At 46.0% G+C, this 17,889-nt stretch carries 19 protein-coding genes and 1 riboswitch; of the genes, 9 read left to right on the top strand and 10 right to left on the bottom strand.

Annotated features, from left to right (window positions below):
• Positions 1–91 precede the first annotated feature (91 nt).
• Genes lptC through KDM90_RS16575 form a run of 3 tightly spaced genes read right to left on the bottom strand, consistent with a single transcriptional unit; the run spans position 92 to position 2,267 of the window.
• Positions 92–715, bottom strand: coding sequence for an LPS export ABC transporter periplasmic protein LptC (gene lptC, locus KDM90_RS16585; protein ID WP_212676761.1), 624 nt, complete (start codon positions 713–715; stop codon positions 92–94).
• A complete protein-coding gene (locus KDM90_RS16580; RefSeq protein ID WP_212676760.1) occupies positions 712–1,269 on the bottom strand; it encodes a KdsC family phosphatase in 558 nt (185 codons plus the stop codon). Before KDM90_RS16580 ends, lptC begins: the two co-directional genes overlap by 4 nt.
• Positions 1,269–2,267, bottom strand: a complete 999-nt coding sequence (locus KDM90_RS16575) for a KpsF/GutQ family sugar-phosphate isomerase (RefSeq protein WP_212676759.1) — start codon at positions 2,265–2,267, stop codon at positions 1,269–1,271. Before KDM90_RS16575 ends, KDM90_RS16580 begins: the two co-directional genes overlap by 1 nt.
• Before the next feature lie 224 nt (positions 2,268–2,491).
• Between KDM90_RS16575 and KDM90_RS16570 the strand changes: the two genes are divergently transcribed.
• The 6 genes from KDM90_RS16570 (at position 2,492) to KDM90_RS16545 (ending at position 8,752) form a co-directional block, all read left to right on the top strand.
• Positions 2,492–4,474, top strand: a complete 1,983-nt coding sequence (locus tag KDM90_RS16570) for a monovalent cation:proton antiporter family protein (RefSeq protein ID WP_212676758.1) — start codon at positions 2,492–2,494, stop codon at positions 4,472–4,474.
• Positions 4,475–4,481: 7 nt separating this feature from the next.
• On the top strand, positions 4,482–5,024 hold the full coding sequence (locus KDM90_RS16565) for an adenine phosphoribosyltransferase (protein ID WP_212676757.1): 543 nt from the start codon (positions 4,482–4,484) through the stop codon (positions 5,022–5,024).
• A gap of 99 nt (positions 5,025–5,123) precedes the next feature.
• Positions 5,124–5,250: riboswitch (S-adenosyl-L-homocysteine riboswitch) on the top strand.
• A 48-nt stretch (positions 5,251–5,298) separates the two neighbouring features.
• Positions 5,299–6,717 (top strand): adenosylhomocysteinase, encoded by a 1,419-nt coding sequence (ahcY, locus tag KDM90_RS16560; protein WP_212676756.1) that lies wholly within the window; start codon positions 5,299–5,301, stop codon positions 6,715–6,717.
• 152 nt (positions 6,718–6,869) lie between these two features.
• Positions 6,870–7,223: a phage holin family protein gene (locus KDM90_RS16555; protein ID WP_189347814.1), complete on the top strand. Its 354-nt coding sequence runs from the start codon at positions 6,870–6,872 to the stop codon at positions 7,221–7,223.
• Positions 7,210–8,043: a methylenetetrahydrofolate reductase [NAD(P)H] gene (gene metF, locus KDM90_RS16550; RefSeq protein WP_212676755.1), complete on the top strand. Its 834-nt coding sequence runs from the start codon at positions 7,210–7,212 to the stop codon at positions 8,041–8,043. The genes KDM90_RS16555 and metF overlap by 14 nt, the downstream gene beginning before the upstream one ends.
• A 475-nt stretch (positions 8,044–8,518) precedes the next feature.
• On the top strand, positions 8,519–8,752 hold the full coding sequence (locus tag KDM90_RS16545) for a DUF6289 family protein (RefSeq protein WP_212676754.1): 234 nt from the start codon (positions 8,519–8,521) through the stop codon (positions 8,750–8,752).
• 63 nt (positions 8,753–8,815) lie between these two features.
• On the opposite strand, the gene trpC is transcribed toward KDM90_RS16545, so the two are convergent.
• The 7 genes from trpC to rpe all read right to left on the bottom strand — a co-directional run bounded on the left by trpC (position 8,816) and on the right by rpe (position 14,782).
• Entirely contained in the window at positions 8,816–9,619 is an 804-nt protein-coding gene (gene trpC / locus KDM90_RS16540; RefSeq protein WP_212676753.1) for an indole-3-glycerol phosphate synthase TrpC, read from the bottom strand.
• 2 nt (positions 9,620–9,621) lie between these two features.
• Positions 9,622–10,653: an anthranilate phosphoribosyltransferase gene (trpD, locus tag KDM90_RS16535; protein WP_212676752.1), complete on the bottom strand. Its 1,032-nt coding sequence runs from the start codon at positions 10,651–10,653 to the stop codon at positions 9,622–9,624.
• Position 10,654: 1 nt separating this feature from the next.
• The gene (locus KDM90_RS16530) at positions 10,655–11,221 is read right to left on the bottom strand and encodes an anthranilate synthase component II (protein ID WP_212676751.1); all 567 of its coding nucleotides are present in this window, start codon (positions 11,219–11,221) and stop codon (positions 10,655–10,657) included.
• Positions 11,222–12,718 (bottom strand): anthranilate synthase component I, encoded by a 1,497-nt coding sequence (gene trpE, locus KDM90_RS16525; RefSeq protein ID WP_212676750.1) that lies wholly within the window; start codon positions 12,716–12,718, stop codon positions 11,222–11,224.
• Between the two features lie 316 nt (positions 12,719–13,034).
• The gene (locus tag KDM90_RS16520; protein ID WP_212676749.1) at positions 13,035–13,742 is read right to left on the bottom strand and encodes a phosphoglycolate phosphatase; all 708 of its coding nucleotides are present in this window, start codon (positions 13,740–13,742) and stop codon (positions 13,035–13,037) included.
• A 77-nt stretch (positions 13,743–13,819) separates the two neighbouring features.
• Positions 13,820–14,005: a hypothetical protein gene (locus tag KDM90_RS16515; RefSeq protein ID WP_212676748.1), complete on the bottom strand. Its 186-nt coding sequence runs from the start codon at positions 14,003–14,005 to the stop codon at positions 13,820–13,822.
• Between the two features lie 111 nt (positions 14,006–14,116).
• Entirely contained in the window at positions 14,117–14,782 is a 666-nt protein-coding gene (rpe, locus tag KDM90_RS16510) for a ribulose-phosphate 3-epimerase (RefSeq protein ID WP_212676747.1), read from the bottom strand.
• Positions 14,783–15,001: 219 nt separating this feature from the next.
• Between rpe and apaG the strand changes: the two genes are divergently transcribed.
• The 3 genes from apaG to KDM90_RS16495 all read left to right on the top strand — a co-directional run bounded on the left by apaG (position 15,002) and on the right by KDM90_RS16495 (position 17,618).
• The gene (gene apaG / locus KDM90_RS16505) at positions 15,002–15,376 is read left to right on the top strand and encodes a Co2+/Mg2+ efflux protein ApaG (protein ID WP_212676746.1); all 375 of its coding nucleotides are present in this window, start codon (positions 15,002–15,004) and stop codon (positions 15,374–15,376) included.
• A gap of 200 nt (positions 15,377–15,576) precedes the next feature.
• Positions 15,577–16,821, top strand: coding sequence for a murein transglycosylase A (gene mltA, locus KDM90_RS16500; protein WP_212676745.1), 1,245 nt, complete (start codon positions 15,577–15,579; stop codon positions 16,819–16,821).
• Between the two features lie 20 nt (positions 16,822–16,841).
• Entirely contained in the window at positions 16,842–17,618 is a 777-nt protein-coding gene (locus tag KDM90_RS16495; RefSeq protein WP_212676906.1) for an enoyl-CoA hydratase, read from the top strand.
• Positions 17,619–17,889: the final 271 nt, after the last annotated feature.

The raw sequence follows: 17,889 nt of genomic DNA, 5'->3' as shown, positions 1-17,889 counted from the left end.
CTTTACTGGTGTTTTTTGCAGTGCGCTGTTGCGAAAAAAAAGCAAAACAGAGCGACTTAACTAGTCGATACAAACGGTTTTGGTTGATGGACTAATCGTTTGTACTGTGTTTCGTCGTATCAATTTCTATATGTACTTTGCTCAAAAAACGCAGTTTTTGATCTGCGTTATCCGCTTCCATCCCCACTGCGCTTATTGTTGCCTTGCGTGTCAGCATTTTGATACTAGCAGCCGTTTTCATTTTTTCCGTATCAGGAAAAAGGATCAGTGAATCGGTCTCAATCTTAATAGATTCGACTTGTTGGCTCCTTGCACGTTCCAATGTAACGTTTCCAAGCATATGAATTTGATCTTCGGGTTGAGTATTTGGTTTTTCTTGAATTTTTTGTTTCACAATAGCGCGATCTGCACTAATGGTCATCGGTGTCTTTTCCTGATCAATTCCCACAATTTTCGGACGTACTATTTCAAATTCATCTTCGAGTGGGAAATGAATTAATCGATCTCCAGTGATTCGATAGTTGGTTTGTTTTGATTGCGATAAGCGCACAAAATTAAATTGTTCAACATAGTAGTCTGGCTCACTGCGATTTTTACGATTGGAAGCGAGATCCTCGCCTTGACGCCGCATCACTTCGTATACCCAAAAGCTGCCCAGCATTAACAAGCCTAAGAGGGCAATCCCTAGCCAGACTCGAATCCGATCTGCCGTCATGTGTTACTCACGTCGCAAAAAGGGGCGAGTGCAGCGAGGTATTTACCTTGTGCTTTTAAGATTAAATCGCAAACTTCACGGGCAGCCCCTCGACCGCCCGAGGCGCTAGTAATGTAATCGACTCGTTGGCGGACTTCTATATGCGCATTCGGAACGCTGGCCGCAAATCCGACTCGTAAGAGTATCGGTAAATCGATCACATCGTCACCAATAAATCCACATGCATCGTGTGCGATATTTAATTGCTTACTTAATTCAATGAAAGCTGATTTCTTATCATGAATTCCCTGCATAACGTGAGTGATTCCCAAATCGTGCGCGCGTTTGCTCACGATTGCTGATTGTCGGGCGCTGATGATTGCAGTTGCAATGCCTGCATTTTGCAATAATTTGATTCCTTGTCCGTCTAGCACATTGAAGGTCTTCATCATTTCTCCTTCTGGGCCAAAATGGAGGCTCCCGTCAGTTAGGATGCCGTCCACATCAAAAATCATCAGTTGCACGCGTGCGGCTTTTCTTTGGGTCTCTGGAGTCGATTCGAAGTTGGTGTGCATCAGATCACCTTTGCACGAGTTAAGTCGTGAATATGCAATGCGCCAACTAATTTTCCGTCCGAGTCTGCCACCAGAAGCTGGTTAATGCGGTGCACTTCCATGATCTCAACGGCTTCTACTGCTAATTGTTCGGGACCGATTGTGTGGGGATTTTTCCGCATAATATCAGCAATAACAAGTTCAGAAAAATTGAGCGGCTTGTCCATTAGGCGGCGTAAATCACCGTCGGTAAATACGCCAACGATGGTATTTTGGCTGTCAACAACCGCGGTCATGGCCATCCCTTTTTGCGTAATTTCTAGTAATGCACTGCTTAATTTTGTATCTGGTTTAACTTGGGGAATTGCACTTCCTGTGCGCATCACATCTTTTACGTGCGTCAACAAGCGTCTCCCTAACGCACCGCCAGGATGAGATCTAGCAAAGTCTTCTTCTTTGAAGCCTCTTGCGTCAAGGACCGCGACCGCAAGTGCATCGCCAAGTGCTAGCGTGACTGTGGTGCTGGCGGTCGGCGCTAAGTTGAGTGGGCACGCTTCTTTGTCAACATGCACGCTGAGGTGAAGATCTGCGAGTTTAGCGAGTGTTGAATTCGGATTTCCGGTCATGGCAATTAATTTGACGCCTAGACGTTTGAGGATCGGAAGAATCGCTACCAGTTCACCGGCCTCGCCAGAATAAGAAATGGCAATAAAAATATCCTGTGCGGTCACCATTCCCAAGTCGCCGTGTGCCGCTTCGGCGGGATGCACAAAAAAAGCGGGCGTTCCGGTCGATGCAAAAGTCGCGGCGATTTTGCGCGCGATATGCCCTGACTTGCCAATACCTGAGACCACCACGCGCCCAGCGCACGTCAATACTAGCGCGATCGCTTCGGTAAATGCAGCTGCGTCATTACCTGCTAACCGGCGTTTTAGATTGAGAATTTCATCAGCTTCAATTTGCAAAGTTTCACATGCTAGTCGCAAAGCTTGATTGGTCGTTGTATCGAATGAAGGCATAGATGAGAAGTCTTTTTTACAGTTTATTGTACCCATCGTTGCAGTATAAACTAAATACGATTAAGCAAGAACCCTGCCAGTTAATATGTTAAGGATATTCTCAGTGAAACCAGCTGCTGATGGCAAAAATGACGAGAGGATAGTGTGGCGTCTTGGAATTAATCTAAGTCGTTTATCGATTGAAAAGGCACTTTAGACATTGCAAATCGGTAATAATAGATCGTATGAATGCACTCGATACTACTTTACTTTTACTCGGCAGCGCGGTTCTTGGCGTGGGTGCACTGCGTTTGCTAAATTTGCCACCAATGCTTGGCTATCTGACCGTTGGCATATTGATTGGACCACATGCATTGGGCTGGGCACAGGAAAGTTCGACGACGCATCTTTTGGCGGAATTTGGCGTGGTTTTCTTGATGTTTTCCATCGGCTTGGAGTTTTCGTTGCCGAAGCTATTTTCTATGCGGCGAGCCGTCTTTGGTCTTGGTATGGCACAAGTCATAAGCACCATTGGTCTTGCTATGGTGATTTGCTTTGGCGCTGCTTTTGTTTTGCCAGATTATTTTGCCATGACTTGGGAGGCATCATTTGCGATCGGTGGGGCGCTAGCGATGTCATCAACCGCAATCGTGTCGAAGATGCTAACTGAAAAATTGGAGTTAGAGAGCCAACATGGCCGACAAATGATTAGTGTCCTATTGTTTCAAGATTTGGCAGTGGTACCACTGCTTATATTGGTACCAGCCCTTTCAGCCGAATCGAATAACTTGAGCATGAGTCTTGCATTGGCTGGAGCGAAAGCAAGTCTGGTGCTTTTTCTCTTGTTCTTTGTTGGGAAAAGAGTGGTGCGCGAGTGGTTTGCGATCGTGATTCGTCGCCGATCACAAGAGCTATTTATGCTTAATCTTCTGCTTTTTACCTTAGGTGCAGCTTGGCTTACCGAAAAAGCTGGGCTCTCATTGGCACTCGGCGCATTTGTTGCGGGGATGTTGATTTCAGAAACTGAGTACAAGCACCAAGTTGAAGAGGATATTAAATCCTTCCGCGATGTATTGTTGGGATTGTTTTTTATAACGGTGGGCATGCTTTTGAACTTGGGTCTTGTATTGGAGTACGGTTGGCTCATCTTGTTGCTCTTGGTCGGGCCAGTACTTTTGAAATTTGGCTTGATCTTTGGTTTGGCTCGGCTATTCAAATGTCCGACCAGCGTGGCGTTACGTACAGGTTTAGGCTTAGCGCAGGCTGGCGAATTTGGTTTTGTTTTATTAAACCAAGCTGGAGGTTTAAATCTGATTGATCCCTTGCTATTGCAATTGATGTTGGCGTCGATGGTATTGTCGATGTTGATATCGCCATTTATTTTGGCTAAGTCAGATTGGATTGTTTTAAAGTTGTCGTCAAATGAGTGGATGATGCAATCGCTAGCGTTAACGCAGATCGCAGCGCGCACAATGAAGGTGAAGAGGCATGTCGTGATAGCGGGCTTTGGACGAAGTGGGCAAAGTTTGGCGCGTCTATTAGCTGATGAGAAAATTGAGTACCATGCATTGGACCTCGACCCAGACCGAATAGCAGAGGCGCAAAAAGCCGGCGCAAACGTGTCATATGGCGATGCTGCACGACGTGAGAGTTTGACGGCGGTAGGGATTAGTCGCGCCGCTGCACTGGTGATTACCTACACCGATACCCAATCAGCGCTAAAGATTTTACATTTGGTGCATGAGTTAAATCCCAGCTTGCCAGTGGTGGTGCGTAGCCACGATGACACCGATCTAGAAAAATTGCGCGCCGCAGGTGCAACGGAAGTTGTGCCTGATTTGATGGAAGGTAGCTTGATGTTGGCCTCGCATGCATTAGTACTGTTGGGTGTTCCATTGCGTCGTGTCGTGCATACGGTACAGATGGCGCGGGATGCTCGTTATGAAGCATTGCGTGGGTTTTTTCATGGAGCGAGTGATGCTGCCGACGATGCTGAAAACATGCAGTTACGATTACATACGGTGGTATTGGGAGAGCGAGGAAAGAATCTTGGACGCTCGATTGCCGAGTTGGAATTAAGTGAGTTTTCGGTCGATGTCACGAATGTACGACGTGGAAAAATTCGATTGGAGCCAAGCCCTGAATTAACCTTAGAGGCGTCCGATGTGGTCGTTTTGAGGGGAACTGCCGAAGGGGTCTCGCGTGCTGAACAACGATTATTGAAATAGGCTAAAGATGATTGATACTAGTGAATTAATTAAAAAGCATATTCGTACGGTGCCGGATTGGCCGCAAGTCGGTATTCAATTTCGAGATATAACGACCTTGTTGCAAGATCCAAAAATATTTCGAATTTTGATGGATGTCTTTTTGGCACGTTATGCTGACCAGAAATTGGATTTGGTTGCGGGGATGGATGCTCGAGGATTTATTTTAGGTTCAGTCTTAGCATATGAGCTCAATATTGGATTTGTCCCGATTCGTAAGAAAGGCAAGTTGCCATTCGCAACTCTCGAAGAAAGCTATGATTTGGAATATGGGAGTGCAACTGTAGAAATTCATACTGACGCATGTAAGGCTGGCGATCGAGTGCTTTTGATAGATGATCTCATGGCAACGGGGGGCACCATGATGGCAGGTAAGCGCCTATTGGAGCGCTTGGGGGCGAATATTGTCGAAGGTGCTGTCATCGTTGATTTGCCCGACCTTGGAGGTTCAAAATTGATTGAAGAAAGTGGATTGGGGCTGTTCAAAGTGTGTGAATTTTCTGGTCATTGAAGTAAATTCATAAAGATATTTGCTTAAATTTTAAGCAAATATCTTTGTTCGAGGCATGCCGATCTCAACTTTTTGTCTTGTTTTGCGTTATACTGCACACTCTCCAAGGAGCGCTGCGACAAAATTTTCAAGCATTTGACATGTTTGGATGATTGCCAGGCTTGGATCAGTCGAGACGAGTGTGTGTATAGTGCAATCGTTCTCACAGCAACTGCGCTCACGTTACTTTTTTCTTGGTCAATATTAGAAAGGAGGGCGTGAGAACGCCACCATCATGACATCTCAAACCGCAACTGCAACAACGCAAGATTTCCACGTCGCAGACTTAAGCTTGGCCGATTGGGGCCGCAAAGAAATTCAAATCGCAGAAACAGAAATGCCTGGCTTGATGGCGATTCGTGAAGAATTCGCTACTAGCCAACCTTTGAAAGGCGCGCGCATTACTGGCTCATTGCATATGACGATCCAAACCGCAGTGCTGATCGAAACCTTGAACGCACTCGGCGCGCAAGTACGCTGGGCATCTTGCAACATCTACTCAACGCAAGATCACGCTGCTGCGGCAATCGCCGCTGGCGGCACGCCGGTGTTTGCATTTAAAGGCGAGAACTTGGATGAATACTGGGAATTCACACACCGCATTTTCGACTGGAAAGATGGCGGCTACTCCAACATGATTTTGGATGACGGTGGCGATGCAACTTTGTTGTTGCACCTCGGTACCCGTGCTGAATCCGATATTTCTGTTTTGAACAATCCAGGTTCAGAGGAAGAAACTTGCTTGTTCAATTCCATCAAAAAACACTTGGCAATTGATGCGACTTGGTATTCCAAACGTTTGGCAGCAATCAAAGGCGTGACAGAAGAAACGACAACCGGCGTGCATCGTTTGTACCAAATGCACAAAGAAGGCAAGCTCGCTTTTCCAGCAATCAATGTCAACGATTCCGTTACTAAATCTAAGTTCGATAACCTGTATGGCTGCCGCGAATCTTTGGTTGATGGGATCAAGCGCGCAACGGATGTGATGATCGCCGGTAAAGTTGCTGTCATCGCTGGTTATGGTGATGTAGGCAAAGGTTCAGCACAAGCGATGCGTGCTTTGTCTGCGCAAGTATGGGTCACAGAAATCGATCCTATCTGTGCGTTGCAAGCAGCGATGGAAGGCTATCGCGTCGTGACTATGGATTACGCTTGTGAACACGGTGACATTTTCGTGACGACCACGGGTAACTACCATGTGATTTCACACGAACACATGTTGAAGATGAAGGATCAAGCGATCGTTTGCAATATCGGTCACTTCGATAATGAAATCGACGTTGCTTCACTCAAGCAATACAAGTGGGAAAACATCAAGCCACAAGTGGATCACGTGATTTTCCCAAGCGGTCGCCGCATTATTTTGTTGGCCGAAGGTCGTTTGGTCAATCTCGGTTGCGGTACTGGCCATCCATCCTATGTGATGAGCTCTTCATTCGCCAATCAAACCATCGCGCAAATTGAATTGTTCTGCAATACTGATAAATATCCTGTTGGTGTTTACACTTTGCCGAAACACCTCGATGAAAAAGTCGCTCGTTTGCAATTGAAAAAACTCAATGCGCAATTGAGCGTTTTGACGGATGAGCAAGCGAGCTATATTGGCGTGAAAAAAGAAGGTCCATATAAGCCTGAGCTCTACCGTTACTAAGACGCGCCATAAATCCAATTGCTGGGTGCATACCTTTGTCGTGAATAATCGCAATATCAACTATTGCTGTGCTTTACTTCGCGGTCTGCATCCCAGTAATTGAATCTCTGCCGATCTTAGCTTTTCAAATTTGTAAAAACTTTGGAGATGCCATGCGCTTACTCGCTACTTGGTTAATCAACGCGTTGGCATTATTAGCGCTACCGTACTTACTTAGTTCCATCACGATAGATAGTTTCACAACTGCCTTGTTGGTCGCAGTAGTTTTGGGTTTTGTGAATACCGTGATCCGCCCTATCTTATTAATCCTGACTCTGCCCGTGACTGTCTTAAGTTTGGGACTGTTTATTCTGGTGATTAATGGGCTGATGTTTTGGGCGGTTGCCAGTATGTTTGATGGTTTTCACGTGGCAGGTTTTTGGTCGGCAGTTTTTGGCGCTTTGTTATACAGTGTGATCTCATGGACGCTCTCCACTTTACTTCTACAAAAAAATGAATCCACATAATTTTAGTATTGAATTCTTTCCGCCAAAGACGGAAGAAGGAACCGAGAAATTACGGGTGACACGTGCCAAATTGGCAGAGCTAAATCCTAAATATTTTTCCGTGACCTTTGGTGCAGGTGGCACAACGCAACAAGGCACTTTAGATACGGTTGTTGAAATCCGTAAAGAAGGCTTTGATGCTGCCCCACATCTCTCATGTGTCGGTGGAACACGCGACTCGATTCGTCAGATTCTCAAAACTTATCAAGAGCAAGACATTCATCGTTTGGTCGCACTTCGTGGCGATTTGCCGAGTGGGTATGGAATGGGTGGTGAGTTCCGTTATGCGAATGAACTGGTTGAATTTATTCGTGCCGAAACTGGCGATTGGTTCCACATTGAAGTGGCTGCCTACCCAGAAATGCATCCACAGGCAAAATCACCCCAAGACGATTTGCAAAGCTTTGTACGCAAAGTGCAAGCAGGGGCGAATGCTGCGATCACACAGTATTTTTACAATGCGGATGCCTATTTCCAATTCGTTGATAATGCCCAAAAGTCAGGTGTGGATGTGCCTATCGTTGCGGGTATTATGCCGATCACCAACAGTAGTCAACTGATGCGTTTCTCTGAAATGTGCGGCGCAGAAATTCCTCGTTGGGTACGTTTGAAACTAGCCAGTTATGGCGACGACAGTGCATCGATTAAAGCTTTTGGTTTAGATATGGTGACGCAGATGTGTGAACGCCTATTAGCGGGCGGCGCTCCGGGTTTGCATTTCTATTCTCTGAACCAAGCTGCAGCCACGACGGCAATCTGGAATCGATTAGTCGGAACTTAATTTTTCGGATCGGGATTAATTCCAAAATCGGAGGAATGATAAAAAGCGCCAAGCATGGCGCTTTTTTTATGAAGGTAAGTTGCGTAGTTGGTATTCGGATCTGCTTGTACTTAACGCTGCACTGAAAATGGCGCTCTTCAATGTTCGTCTATTTTAGTTTCTTAATTGTGCATGGCGTTGGAGTGCTCGTTCCTACTGCTGATTTTTTGCCAAAGATTGTCCAAGGAAAACTAGTTTATTTAAACCGTCGAACGATCTCAAGAAATTCACAATCGATTTTGTTGCCGTTTGATGCTGCTCTAAATGGGTAGTTCATACAGTAAGCGATGGGATCGCTAAATAATTCGAGCGTATAAGATACATTTTCATTTTTATTATTGCATTTCCCTTGACGCCTTGAATTTTAATAATTAGGCTACTTTTTCATGCTAAATTTATTAACATGAAAAATTCGACTACTTAACTGAGGAATAAAATGAAATTGAAAACAATTAAAGTGTTGAGTCTTGCAGCGATTTGTGTCGCAGCAGTGAGTGCGATGTCATTGAATGCGCTTGCTCGACCAGCTTATGGATACACAACTTTTTACTTTAGCGATGCAAGTAAAACCGAAGCAGTTGGTGAGCTTGAGTTCATGTGTTCAGGCCGTTCGGTGATGGATGGAGTTGTTACGCCCTATACAACTACTTATACATATCGTTGCAATTAATGAACATTTGAAAGACAAAAAAAGTGAGCCTCGTCTCACTTTTTTTATCTTAGGTTTGATAAGTTAAATGGAAAATAGTTCTGAGAGTGCTTGACCAGGGTGATCTGTACGCATAAAGGCTTCACCAACCAAAAAACCGTGCACATTGGCATTTCGCATACGTTGTACATCGGCTTTGTTCGTGATGCCAGATTCAGTAATCAAAAGTTTTCCATCGGGGATGCGTGGTAGCAAACCAAGTGTGGTATCGAGTGTCACATCGAAGGTACGTAGATTACGATTATTGATACCGAGTAAATTGGTTTTGAGTTTCAATGCAGCGTCGAGTTCTTCCCTGTTATGCACTTCAACCAAAACACCCATACCGAGCTCGTGCGCACAGGCTTCTAGCTCTGCCATCAAGCCATGATCTAATGCAGCCACGATCAGTAAAATACAATCCGCACCCCAGCTTCTTGCCTGATAAACCTGATAAGGGTCGATCATGAAATCTTTGCGTAAGACTGGCAAAGCGCATGCTGCGCGTGCTTGCTGCAAGTAGATCGGTGCACCTTGAAAAAACACTTCATCAGTTAATACGGATAAACAAGCAGCACCATGTTGCGCGTAACTGGCGGCGATTTCTGCTGGCTGAAAGTTTTCACGAATCACGCCTTTGGAGGGCGACGCTTTCTTGATTTCTGCAATCACAGCTGCTTGGCCTAGCGTGATCTTATTCCGCAGACTGGCTTCAAATCCACGCAAATTTTGTTGCGCTTCTTTATTGCTTTCTACATCGGCACGTAAGCTAGTGTAGCTTTGTACTTTTTTATCGCGCGCGACTTCTTCAGCTTTGACTTCGAGAATTTTATTGAGTATGTCTGACATGCTTATTTACCTAACTGATGCGTGACTTCGATAAGTTGATGCAGCTTGTTAAGTGCTGCTCCCGAGGCGATAGTCGCTTGCGCTTTCTTTACGCCATCAGCGATGGAATCAGCAATTCCCGCACCGTACAAGGCAGTACCTGCGTTCAAGCTAACGATGTCGGTTGCTGGGCCGGCGACATTGTTGAGTACATCTAAAATACGTGCTTTAGATTCATCAGCGCCGGACACTTTGAGGCTCCGGTTAGAAACCATTTGTAAACCAAAGTCTTCTGGATGAATATCGTATTCGCGAATTTCACCGTTCACTAATTCGCCAACCATCGTTGGTGCGCCGAGTGAAACTTCATCCATATTGTCGCGTCCCCAAACGACAATCGCATGTTGCGCACCTAAGCGTTGCAAGACACGCACTTGAATACCCACCAGATCAGGATGAAATACGCCCATCAAAATATTCGGCGCACCTGCGGGGTTGGTGAGCGGCCCCAAAATATTAAAAATCGTACGGACACCTAGCTCACGTCGCACCGGTGCTGCATGTTTCATCGCTGCGTGGTGATTCGGTGCGAACATGAAACCGATATTGGTTTGGGCAATCGATTGTGCGATTTGTTCGGGTTGCAAATTGATATTCACGCCCAGGGATTCGAGTACATCTGCGCTACCCGATGATGATGACACGCTACGACCCCCATGCTTGGCAACACGTGCGCCTGCTGCTGCGGTAACGAACATCGACGCGGTAGAAATATTAAAAGTGTGCGCACCATCGCCGCCGGTGCCGACGATATCAATCAAGTTCTTGGTGTTCGCCATCGGTACTTTGGTCGAGAATTCACGCATCACTTGTGCTGCGGCAGTGATTTCTCCTATGCTTTCTTTTTTGACGCGTAGACCCATGGTGAGTGCCGCGATCATGATCGGCGACATTTCACCGCCCATGATTTTGCGGAACAGCGACAACATCTCATCATGGAAAATTTCACGATGTTCGATGAGGCGGGTTAAAGCTTCTTGCTGTGAGATCGTCATTTTATTTTCCCAATAAAAAATTCTTCAACAATGGATGACCGTGTTCTGACAAAATCGATTCAGGATGAAATTGCACGCCCTGTAAATCAAATGTCTTATGGCGCACGCCCATGATTTCGCCGTCTTCGGTCCATGCTGTGACTTCCAAACAATCGGGCAAACTAGAGCGCTCGATCGCCAGTGAGTGATAACGCGTCACCGTGTAAGGACTAGGCAAGTCGCTGAATACGCCAACGCCGGTGTGGGCAATTGGTGAAGTTTTACCATGCATGACTTCTTTGGCGCGAATCACTTTGCCACCAAAGGCTTCGGCAATACTTTGATGGCCAAGGCAAACACCGAGAATAGGAATCTCGCCCGCAAAGCGTTTCAGCACGGGTACAGAAATTCCAGCTTCCAAAGGCGTGCAAGGGCCAGGAGAAATGCAAATCCGATCAGGCCTCATCGCCTCGATTTCTTCCAGCGTAATTTCATCATTGCGATACGTGCGAACTTCCTCACCCAATTCAGCAAAATACTGCACGAGGTTGTAAGTGAAGGAATCGTAGTTGTCTATCATGAGTAGCATTTATATTTCTCCGTCTAAACCATCTTGTACTTGTTCAGCGGCACGCAACATGGCACGTGCTTTGTTTTCAGTTTCTTGCCATTCCATTTCGGGCACAGAGTCCGCAACTACACCCGCTGCGGCTTGTACGTACAGCATGCCGTCTTTAAGCACTCCGGTGCGGATCGCAATCGCTAAATCCATTTCGCCGCCGAATGATAAATACCCGCAAGCACCGCCGTAGATACCACGTTTCACTGGTTCGAGCTCATCGATCAATTCCATCGCGCGAACTTTTGGTGCGCCAGATAAAGTGCCGGCAGGGAAGGTGGCTTTGAGTACGTCTAAATTGGACATATTTGGCTGTAGCAAACCTTCGACGTTCGAGACGATGTGTTGAACATGCGAATACTTTTCAATCACCATTTTTTCGGTCAGCTTGGCGCTGCCAGTTTGGGCGATACGACCAATGTCGTTGCGTGCGAGATCGATCAACATGACGTGTTCAGCAATCTCTTTTGGATCTGCTAATAACTCAACCGCGAGTTCTTCGTCACGTTCCGGCGTTGCGCCGCGTGGACGTGTACCAGCCAGCGGACGTATCGTAACTTTTTTATTGCCATCGCTGAGCTGTTCATTACGCACGAGAATTTCTGGCGATGCGCCGATGATGTGCATATCGCCAAAATTGTAGAAGTACATATACGGCGATGGATTAATTGAGCGCAGCGCACGATACAAGGACAGTGGAGAGTCAACATATGGCTTCTTAATCCGTTGTCCAATTTGTACCTGCATCAAGTCGCCCGCCATAATGTATTCCTTGGCTTTGAGCACGGCCTTCAAATAGTCTTCTTTGGCGAAATCGCGGATGGCTTCAGTGCGTACCGATGCGGATGTGACTGGCACATCGACACTGCGACGTAACATCGCGCGTAAATCTTTCAAGCGTTGGCGTGCTTTGCTCCACGCCTCAGCTTGCGTCGGGTCGGCATACACGATCAAATACAATTTGCCAGAGACATTATCGATAACAGCGAGCTCTTCGGTGAGCAGTAATTGAATGTCGGGCAATCCGAGGTCATCTTTTGGCGCAGTTTTTTCTAAGCGCTTTTCCACGTAGCGCACGGCATCGTAGCCGAAGTAACCAGCCAGTCCGCCACAAAAACGTGGCAAGCCAGGACGTAAGGCGACGCGGAAACGGGATTGATATTCGGCGATGAAATCCAAAGGATTGCCCTCATGTGTTTCTATCACTTGGGCGTTTTTGATGACTTCGGTGTGAAAGCCCGTTGAGCGCACCACGGTGGAAGCAGGCAAGCCGATAAAGGAATAGCGACCAAAGCGTTCACCGCCTTTGACCGATTCCAACAAGAAGCTATTCTTGCCGCCATTGGTCGCTTGTGCGAGTTTGAGGTAGAGCGTGAGTGGTGTTTCTAGATCGGCAAAAGCTTCGGCGATCATCGGGATACGATTGTAGCCTTGTGCGGCCAAGGATTTAAATTCGAGTTCAGTCATGATGGTTGTGCGTTAAATATGTTTGACCGCAGCTTTCTCATTTGATCAGTGCCAGACGTCGGAAATATGGACGCGGCGAATGACAAAATGTGAAATCAAAGGTCGAAACGGTAAAGCGAAAACTTACAAAAACTTGTCAAAGATGACGAGAGATGAAAAAACGTCGTTGGCGCGCATCAGGGTTTGGATAAAACTCAGACACATAGACGAAAGCGCACACGCTGGTCAGTTAGATTGCCAGCGTCGCCATAGCCAAGCCTCAAAAGTGCCTGGAATTGTGGAAGGACGTTTCTTATCGAGGAACATTCTAATTGTGTTAGAAGTTTGATGAAATTATTGGGTTTTTTCTACTGAGTAAAAATTGTGCAGCACTCAGTAAGGTTTCGACTATACCATCATTTTCAATAGTTTGTACAGCCTCACCGTGATTGTAGCCATACGGCACGATTAAGACTGGGCAGCCCGCAGCACGCGCAGCCTGCGCATCATTGGAAGAGTCGCCAATTGCCACCACTTGTGCTGGCGCCAAGTGAAAATCGAGGCAAACTTGTAGCAGCGGTAAAGGATCAGGTTTTTTGCGAGGCAAAGAATCACCGCCATACACCACACTAAAAAATTCGTTCAAGCCCATCTTTGCCAGCAAAGGCGTGGTGAACGCGATCGGTTTGTTCGTCACACAGGCCAGACGTAATCCTTGCGCCTTGAGTGCTCGCAATCCTTCGATTACCTCTGGATACAAAGTGCCGTAATCGCCATTGATCGCTAGATAGTGCTTTTGATAGCTTGCCATCGCTTGTGCAAAATGTCGCGTGACTTCGGCTTCATTGAAGTCCGTTGCTAACACGCGCTGGATTAAATTTTCTGAACCTTTGCCTACAAAATGCGTAATGGTCGTGAGGTCTAAAGGCGCGAGTGAAAATTCTGCACGCATGCGATTGATCGCGACCAAAAAATCCGGCGCGGTGTTGAGCATGGTGCCGTCTAGATCGATGATAGCGGCTTGGATGTTTTGGAATTTAGGCATGCTGTTTGTTCTGGAAGTCTTAAGATGGAGTGATTTCACCATCTCTTCTAAATTGCAATATTCAGCTATTCAGTTAACTAGGTGTCTTGGATGGGAGTTGAAAAATGAACTTCTGCAAATTCGTAAAGAACAAATTCAGCATGATTTTCTGTACACCATTCCTCTAGTTCATCCCGTAATATTGCCCAAAGACTTTGCGCCCAAATCGGAGCTTCCTTACGCCACGTGTTTTCTGGAGGGAGGTGTGCAGACAGGGTTCCCATAGGAAGTTCCAATATGAAACTTCCCAGGGAGCATGTGCAAACTAGCTCTTCTTTCCAGCGTGGTTGAAAAGTGAAAGTGCGCATTCTATTTATTCGTTTTACATATAGCTCTCAAACTGATGCCAACTCACTCCGCATAGCATCGATCACAGCCTTATAGTCAGGCTTACCAAAAATCGCAGAGCCCGCCACGAAAGTATCGGCCCCCGCAGCTGCAATCTCACGAATGTTGTCAACTTTCACACCACCATCGACTTGCAACATAATGTCGCGGCCAGATTCGTCAATCATACGACGCACGGCAGCGATCTTTTTCAATGTATGAGGGATGAAGGATTGTCCACCAAAGCCAGGGTTGACTGACATCAGCAAGATTAGATCCAGTTTGTCCATTACATGTTCTAAGGCATGCAAAGGCGTAGCGGGATTAAACACCAAACCTGCTTTGCAGCCGTGATCGCGAATTAATTGCAAGCTGCGATCAATGTGTTCTGAGCCTTCTGGATGAAAGCTGATGATATTCGCGCCTGCTTTGGCAAAGTCTGGAATGATGCGATCGACAGGTTTTACCATCAAATGCACATCAATCGGCACTTGCACATGTGGACGAATCGCTTCGCAGACTAGGGGACCTATGGTGAGATTAGGCACGTAATGGTTATCCATCACGTCAAAGTGAATCATATCCGCGCCAGCAGCGACGACATTCCGAACTTCATCTCCCAAGCGGGCGAAGTCGGCAGAGAGAATACTGGGAGCGATGCGATAAGTTGTCATATTAAAATCTCGAAGAAATGCACAAAATGGAAGTCCTGACCGCAAAATGTCAGCGAATGCCGTATTTTACTCCTGCGAAGTTTGGCGTGCTCTTGTAATATGCGGGTTTTGTAAGCATTTCCTTGCCTTTGCAACTTGCTGAAGATGTTGCGAGTGCGTGTTAAGTGGAGATGTCTCTGGCCTTGTTACTGAATTTCAAGCTGATTTTTCTGGGGTTTTATGACGAAATACGATTTTACAGTGTCAGTCGTGACGCAATATCTGGAGGAGCAATCTCATCCTGATCAGGCGCATTTTGTTTTTGCCTATACGATTACGATCAAAAACACGGGAGATATTCCAGCGCAGTTAATTTCTCGGCATTGGATTATTACCGATGCTAAAAATAAGGTGCACGAGGTTCAAGGTTTGGGCGTCGTTGGTCATCAACCTTTACTCAAACCCGGTGAAGTTTTTGAGTACACTAGTGGAAGTTCTTTGGAAACCCCGCATGGGACAATGAAGGGAAGTTATTTTTGTGTCGCCGAAGATGGACACAAATTTGATGTAGCGATTCCGGAATTTGTTTTATCTTTGCCGCGCACTTTACATTGATTACCTTGATCAATTTTCTTGGATTGTTTTACTAGGAAAATACCTAGCATTTATCGATTTTGATCTTGGTTCTGATCTTTGCTTGTTTTACTTTTGTTCGGTGGTTTTTTTCCTGAAAACATAGTCCACCACACAATAAAGACAAAAAGAAAAAAAGCACCTAGTGCTTCGACAGCTAATAACCACATAGTTAAGCCTTTATGAAATTTTTGTTTGAACAAAGACGTATTTTAGCAGTATCACTGCTGTTGACATTGGCGGCATGTACAACGCCACCCAGGGTAACGCCGACAGAGCCGGTGCCAGTGAAACCACCTGTCACTCCACCTGTGACAACGGTGCCAGCGACGCAGCCTGTACCACCTCCAAAATTGGCGCCGATCACGAATTACACACAAGCTTATAAGTTAGGTTCTTACGCTGACCTGCCAGGTTGGGCGAATGATGATCTGAGAGAGGCTTGGCCTGCTTTTGTTAATTCATGTTCTGCGTTACGCAACAAAGCCGAGTGGCGCGAGGTTTGTGCCAATTTGAGAAGCGTTGATGCAAAAGAATCGTCGGCTATCCGCGCTTTTTTTGAAGCGAATTTTTTACCTTATCAGGTTGCGCATCTCGATGGTAAAACAGAGGGCTTGGTCACAGGATATTACGAACCTTTGCTAAAGGGGGCGCGCAATAAGGGCGGTATTTATCAAACGGCTTTATATGCGGTACCAAATGATTTGCTGACGATTGACCTTGGTAGTGTGTATCCGGATTTGAAAAACATGCGTCTACGCGGTCGCTTGGTTGGCAATAAAGTGGTTCCCTATGCTTCGCGCGCAGATATTTTGCCATTTTTATCTGGCAAAGAATTGGTTTGGGTTGATGATCCAGTTGACGCTTTTTTTCTACAAATACAGGGATCAGGTAGAGTACAGTTGGATGGTTCCGGTGAAACCATACGTCTAGCCTATGCGGACCAGAATGGGCATCCGTATAAATCCATTGGGCGTTATTTGGTCGATAAAGGCGAGTTAACTTTAGATCAGGCATCAGCGCAAGGCATTAAGGCTTGGATTGCAAAGAATCCAAGTCGCCAAGACGAGTTATTAAACGCTAATCCTAGTATGGTATTTTTTAAGGAAGAGAAATTGCTCGATCCCAGTATTGGGCCTAAGGGCGCATTGGGCGTTCCCTTGGTGCCACAAAGATCAATTGCGATTGATCCAACGCAATTACCATTGGGTGCACCGGTATTTTTATCAACTACAATGCCACTCAGCAGTAATCCATTACAAAGATTGATGATGGCGCAAGATACCGGTGGCGCGATTCGCGGTGCTGTGCGAGCGGATTTCTTTTGGGGCTTTGGTCGTGAGCCGGGCGAATTAGCGGGCCGAATGAAGCAACGCGGTGCAATGTGGTTACTCTTGCCTAAAACATTTGAAATGAAAAATAACTAGTTACTTTTGCGGAGAAGATGATGGAATACCAAAACATTATTGTAGAAACGAAGGATAAAGTGGGCGTGATCACTTTAAATCGCCCTAAAGCCCTGAACGCATTAAATGATCAACTGATGGATGAATTGGGCCATGCCTTATTGGCTTTTGATCAGAATGATGATATTGGTTGCATGGTTATTACCGGTAGTGAAAAGGCGTTTGCCGCTGGAGCAGATATTGCTGCGATGGCTGACTACAATTATATGGATGCCTATAAAGGCAACTATGTTACCAAGAACTGGGAACACATCCTTCGTGTAAGAAAACCAGTCATTGCGGCGGTGGCTGGATACGCATTGGGCGGTGGCTGTGAACTCACGATGATGTGTGATTTCATTATTGCTGCTGATAATGCTAAATTTGGTCAGCCAGAGATTAAGCTAGCAACTTTGCCCGGATGTGGCGGTACACAGCGCTTACCACGTGCCATTTCTAAATCGAAAGCAATGGATTTGTGTTTAACCGCGCGTTTAATGGATGCGAATGAAGCTGAGCGTGCTGGTTTGGTGTCACGTGTTGTGCCACTGGAAAAATTAATGGAAGAAACTTTGGCGGCTGCGACGACGATTGCTTCAATGTCGTTGCCAGTTGTGATGATGATTAAAGATGCGGTAAATCGTTCGTTTGAATCTGGTTTAACTGAAGGCGTTCATTATGAGCGTCGTTTATTCCATGCGAGCTTTGGTACTTATGATCAACGTGAAGGCATGAAGGCTTTCTTGGAAAAACGACCAGCTAATTTTCAAAATAAATAATAGCTGAATCGCCAATTATTCTGGAATCCTATATATAAAGCGCTCCGCTTGCGGAGCGCTTTGCTTTTTTTGGATGAGTAAATTTGAAACGATTTATTCAATTTATACAATATGGCGAAATAAGGCTTGCCAAGTAGGCGAGGGGTTTGCTATAGTTCGCCTCCCGCAGAAAAGCGTGGTTGAAATAAGAGAAGTGCAGGCGGTAAGGCGTTGATTTTCCTGAGGTTTGAATCGAGTGAGTTAAAACGATTTAAGCGAAATAAGAAAACAG

The organism is Affinundibacterium fentianense, from assembly GCF_018139545.1.
Taxonomy (GTDB): domain Bacteria; phylum Pseudomonadota; class Gammaproteobacteria; order Burkholderiales; family Burkholderiaceae_D; genus Undibacterium; species Undibacterium fentianense.
This window is presented reverse-complemented; position numbering and strand designations above follow the sequence as displayed.

Coding starts and splice junctions, on each gene's coding strand:
- lptC (WP_212676761.1), bottom strand. CDS start 715: ATGACGGCAGATCGGATTCGAGTCTGGCTAGGGATTGCCCTCTTAGGC.
- KDM90_RS16580 (WP_212676760.1), bottom strand. CDS start 1,269: ATGCACACCAACTTCGAATCGACTCCAGAGACCCAAAGAAAAGCCGCA.
- KDM90_RS16575 (WP_212676759.1), bottom strand. CDS start 2,267: ATGCCTTCATTCGATACAACGACCAATCAAGCTTTGCGACTAGCATGT.
- KDM90_RS16570 (WP_212676758.1), top strand. CDS start 2,492: ATGAATGCACTCGATACTACTTTACTTTTACTCGGCAGCGCGGTTCTT.
- KDM90_RS16565 (WP_212676757.1), top strand. CDS start 4,482: ATGATTGATACTAGTGAATTAATTAAAAAGCATATTCGTACGGTGCCG.
- ahcY (WP_212676756.1), top strand. CDS start 5,299: ATGACATCTCAAACCGCAACTGCAACAACGCAAGATTTCCACGTCGCA.
- KDM90_RS16555 (WP_189347814.1), top strand. CDS start 6,870: ATGCGCTTACTCGCTACTTGGTTAATCAACGCGTTGGCATTATTAGCG.
- metF (WP_212676755.1), top strand. CDS start 7,210: ATGAATCCACATAATTTTAGTATTGAATTCTTTCCGCCAAAGACGGAA.
- KDM90_RS16545 (WP_212676754.1), top strand. CDS start 8,519: ATGAAATTGAAAACAATTAAAGTGTTGAGTCTTGCAGCGATTTGTGTC.
- trpC (WP_212676753.1), bottom strand. CDS start 9,619: ATGTCAGACATACTCAATAAAATTCTCGAAGTCAAAGCTGAAGAAGTC.
- trpD (WP_212676752.1), bottom strand. CDS start 10,653: ATGACGATCTCACAGCAAGAAGCTTTAACCCGCCTCATCGAACATCGT.
- KDM90_RS16530 (WP_212676751.1), bottom strand. CDS start 11,221: ATGCTACTCATGATAGACAACTACGATTCCTTCACTTACAACCTCGTG.
- trpE (WP_212676750.1), bottom strand. CDS start 12,718: ATGACTGAACTCGAATTTAAATCCTTGGCCGCACAAGGCTACAATCGT.
- KDM90_RS16520 (WP_212676749.1), bottom strand. CDS start 13,742: ATGCCTAAATTCCAAAACATCCAAGCCGCTATCATCGATCTAGACGGC.
- KDM90_RS16515 (WP_212676748.1), bottom strand. CDS start 14,005: ATGGGAACCCTGTCTGCACACCTCCCTCCAGAAAACACGTGGCGTAAG.
- rpe (WP_212676747.1), bottom strand. CDS start 14,782: ATGACAACTTATCGCATCGCTCCCAGTATTCTCTCTGCCGACTTCGCC.
- apaG (WP_212676746.1), top strand. CDS start 15,002: ATGACGAAATACGATTTTACAGTGTCAGTCGTGACGCAATATCTGGAG.
- mltA (WP_212676745.1), top strand. CDS start 15,577: ATGAAATTTTTGTTTGAACAAAGACGTATTTTAGCAGTATCACTGCTG.
- KDM90_RS16495 (WP_212676906.1), top strand. CDS start 16,842: ATGGAATACCAAAACATTATTGTAGAAACGAAGGATAAAGTGGGCGTG.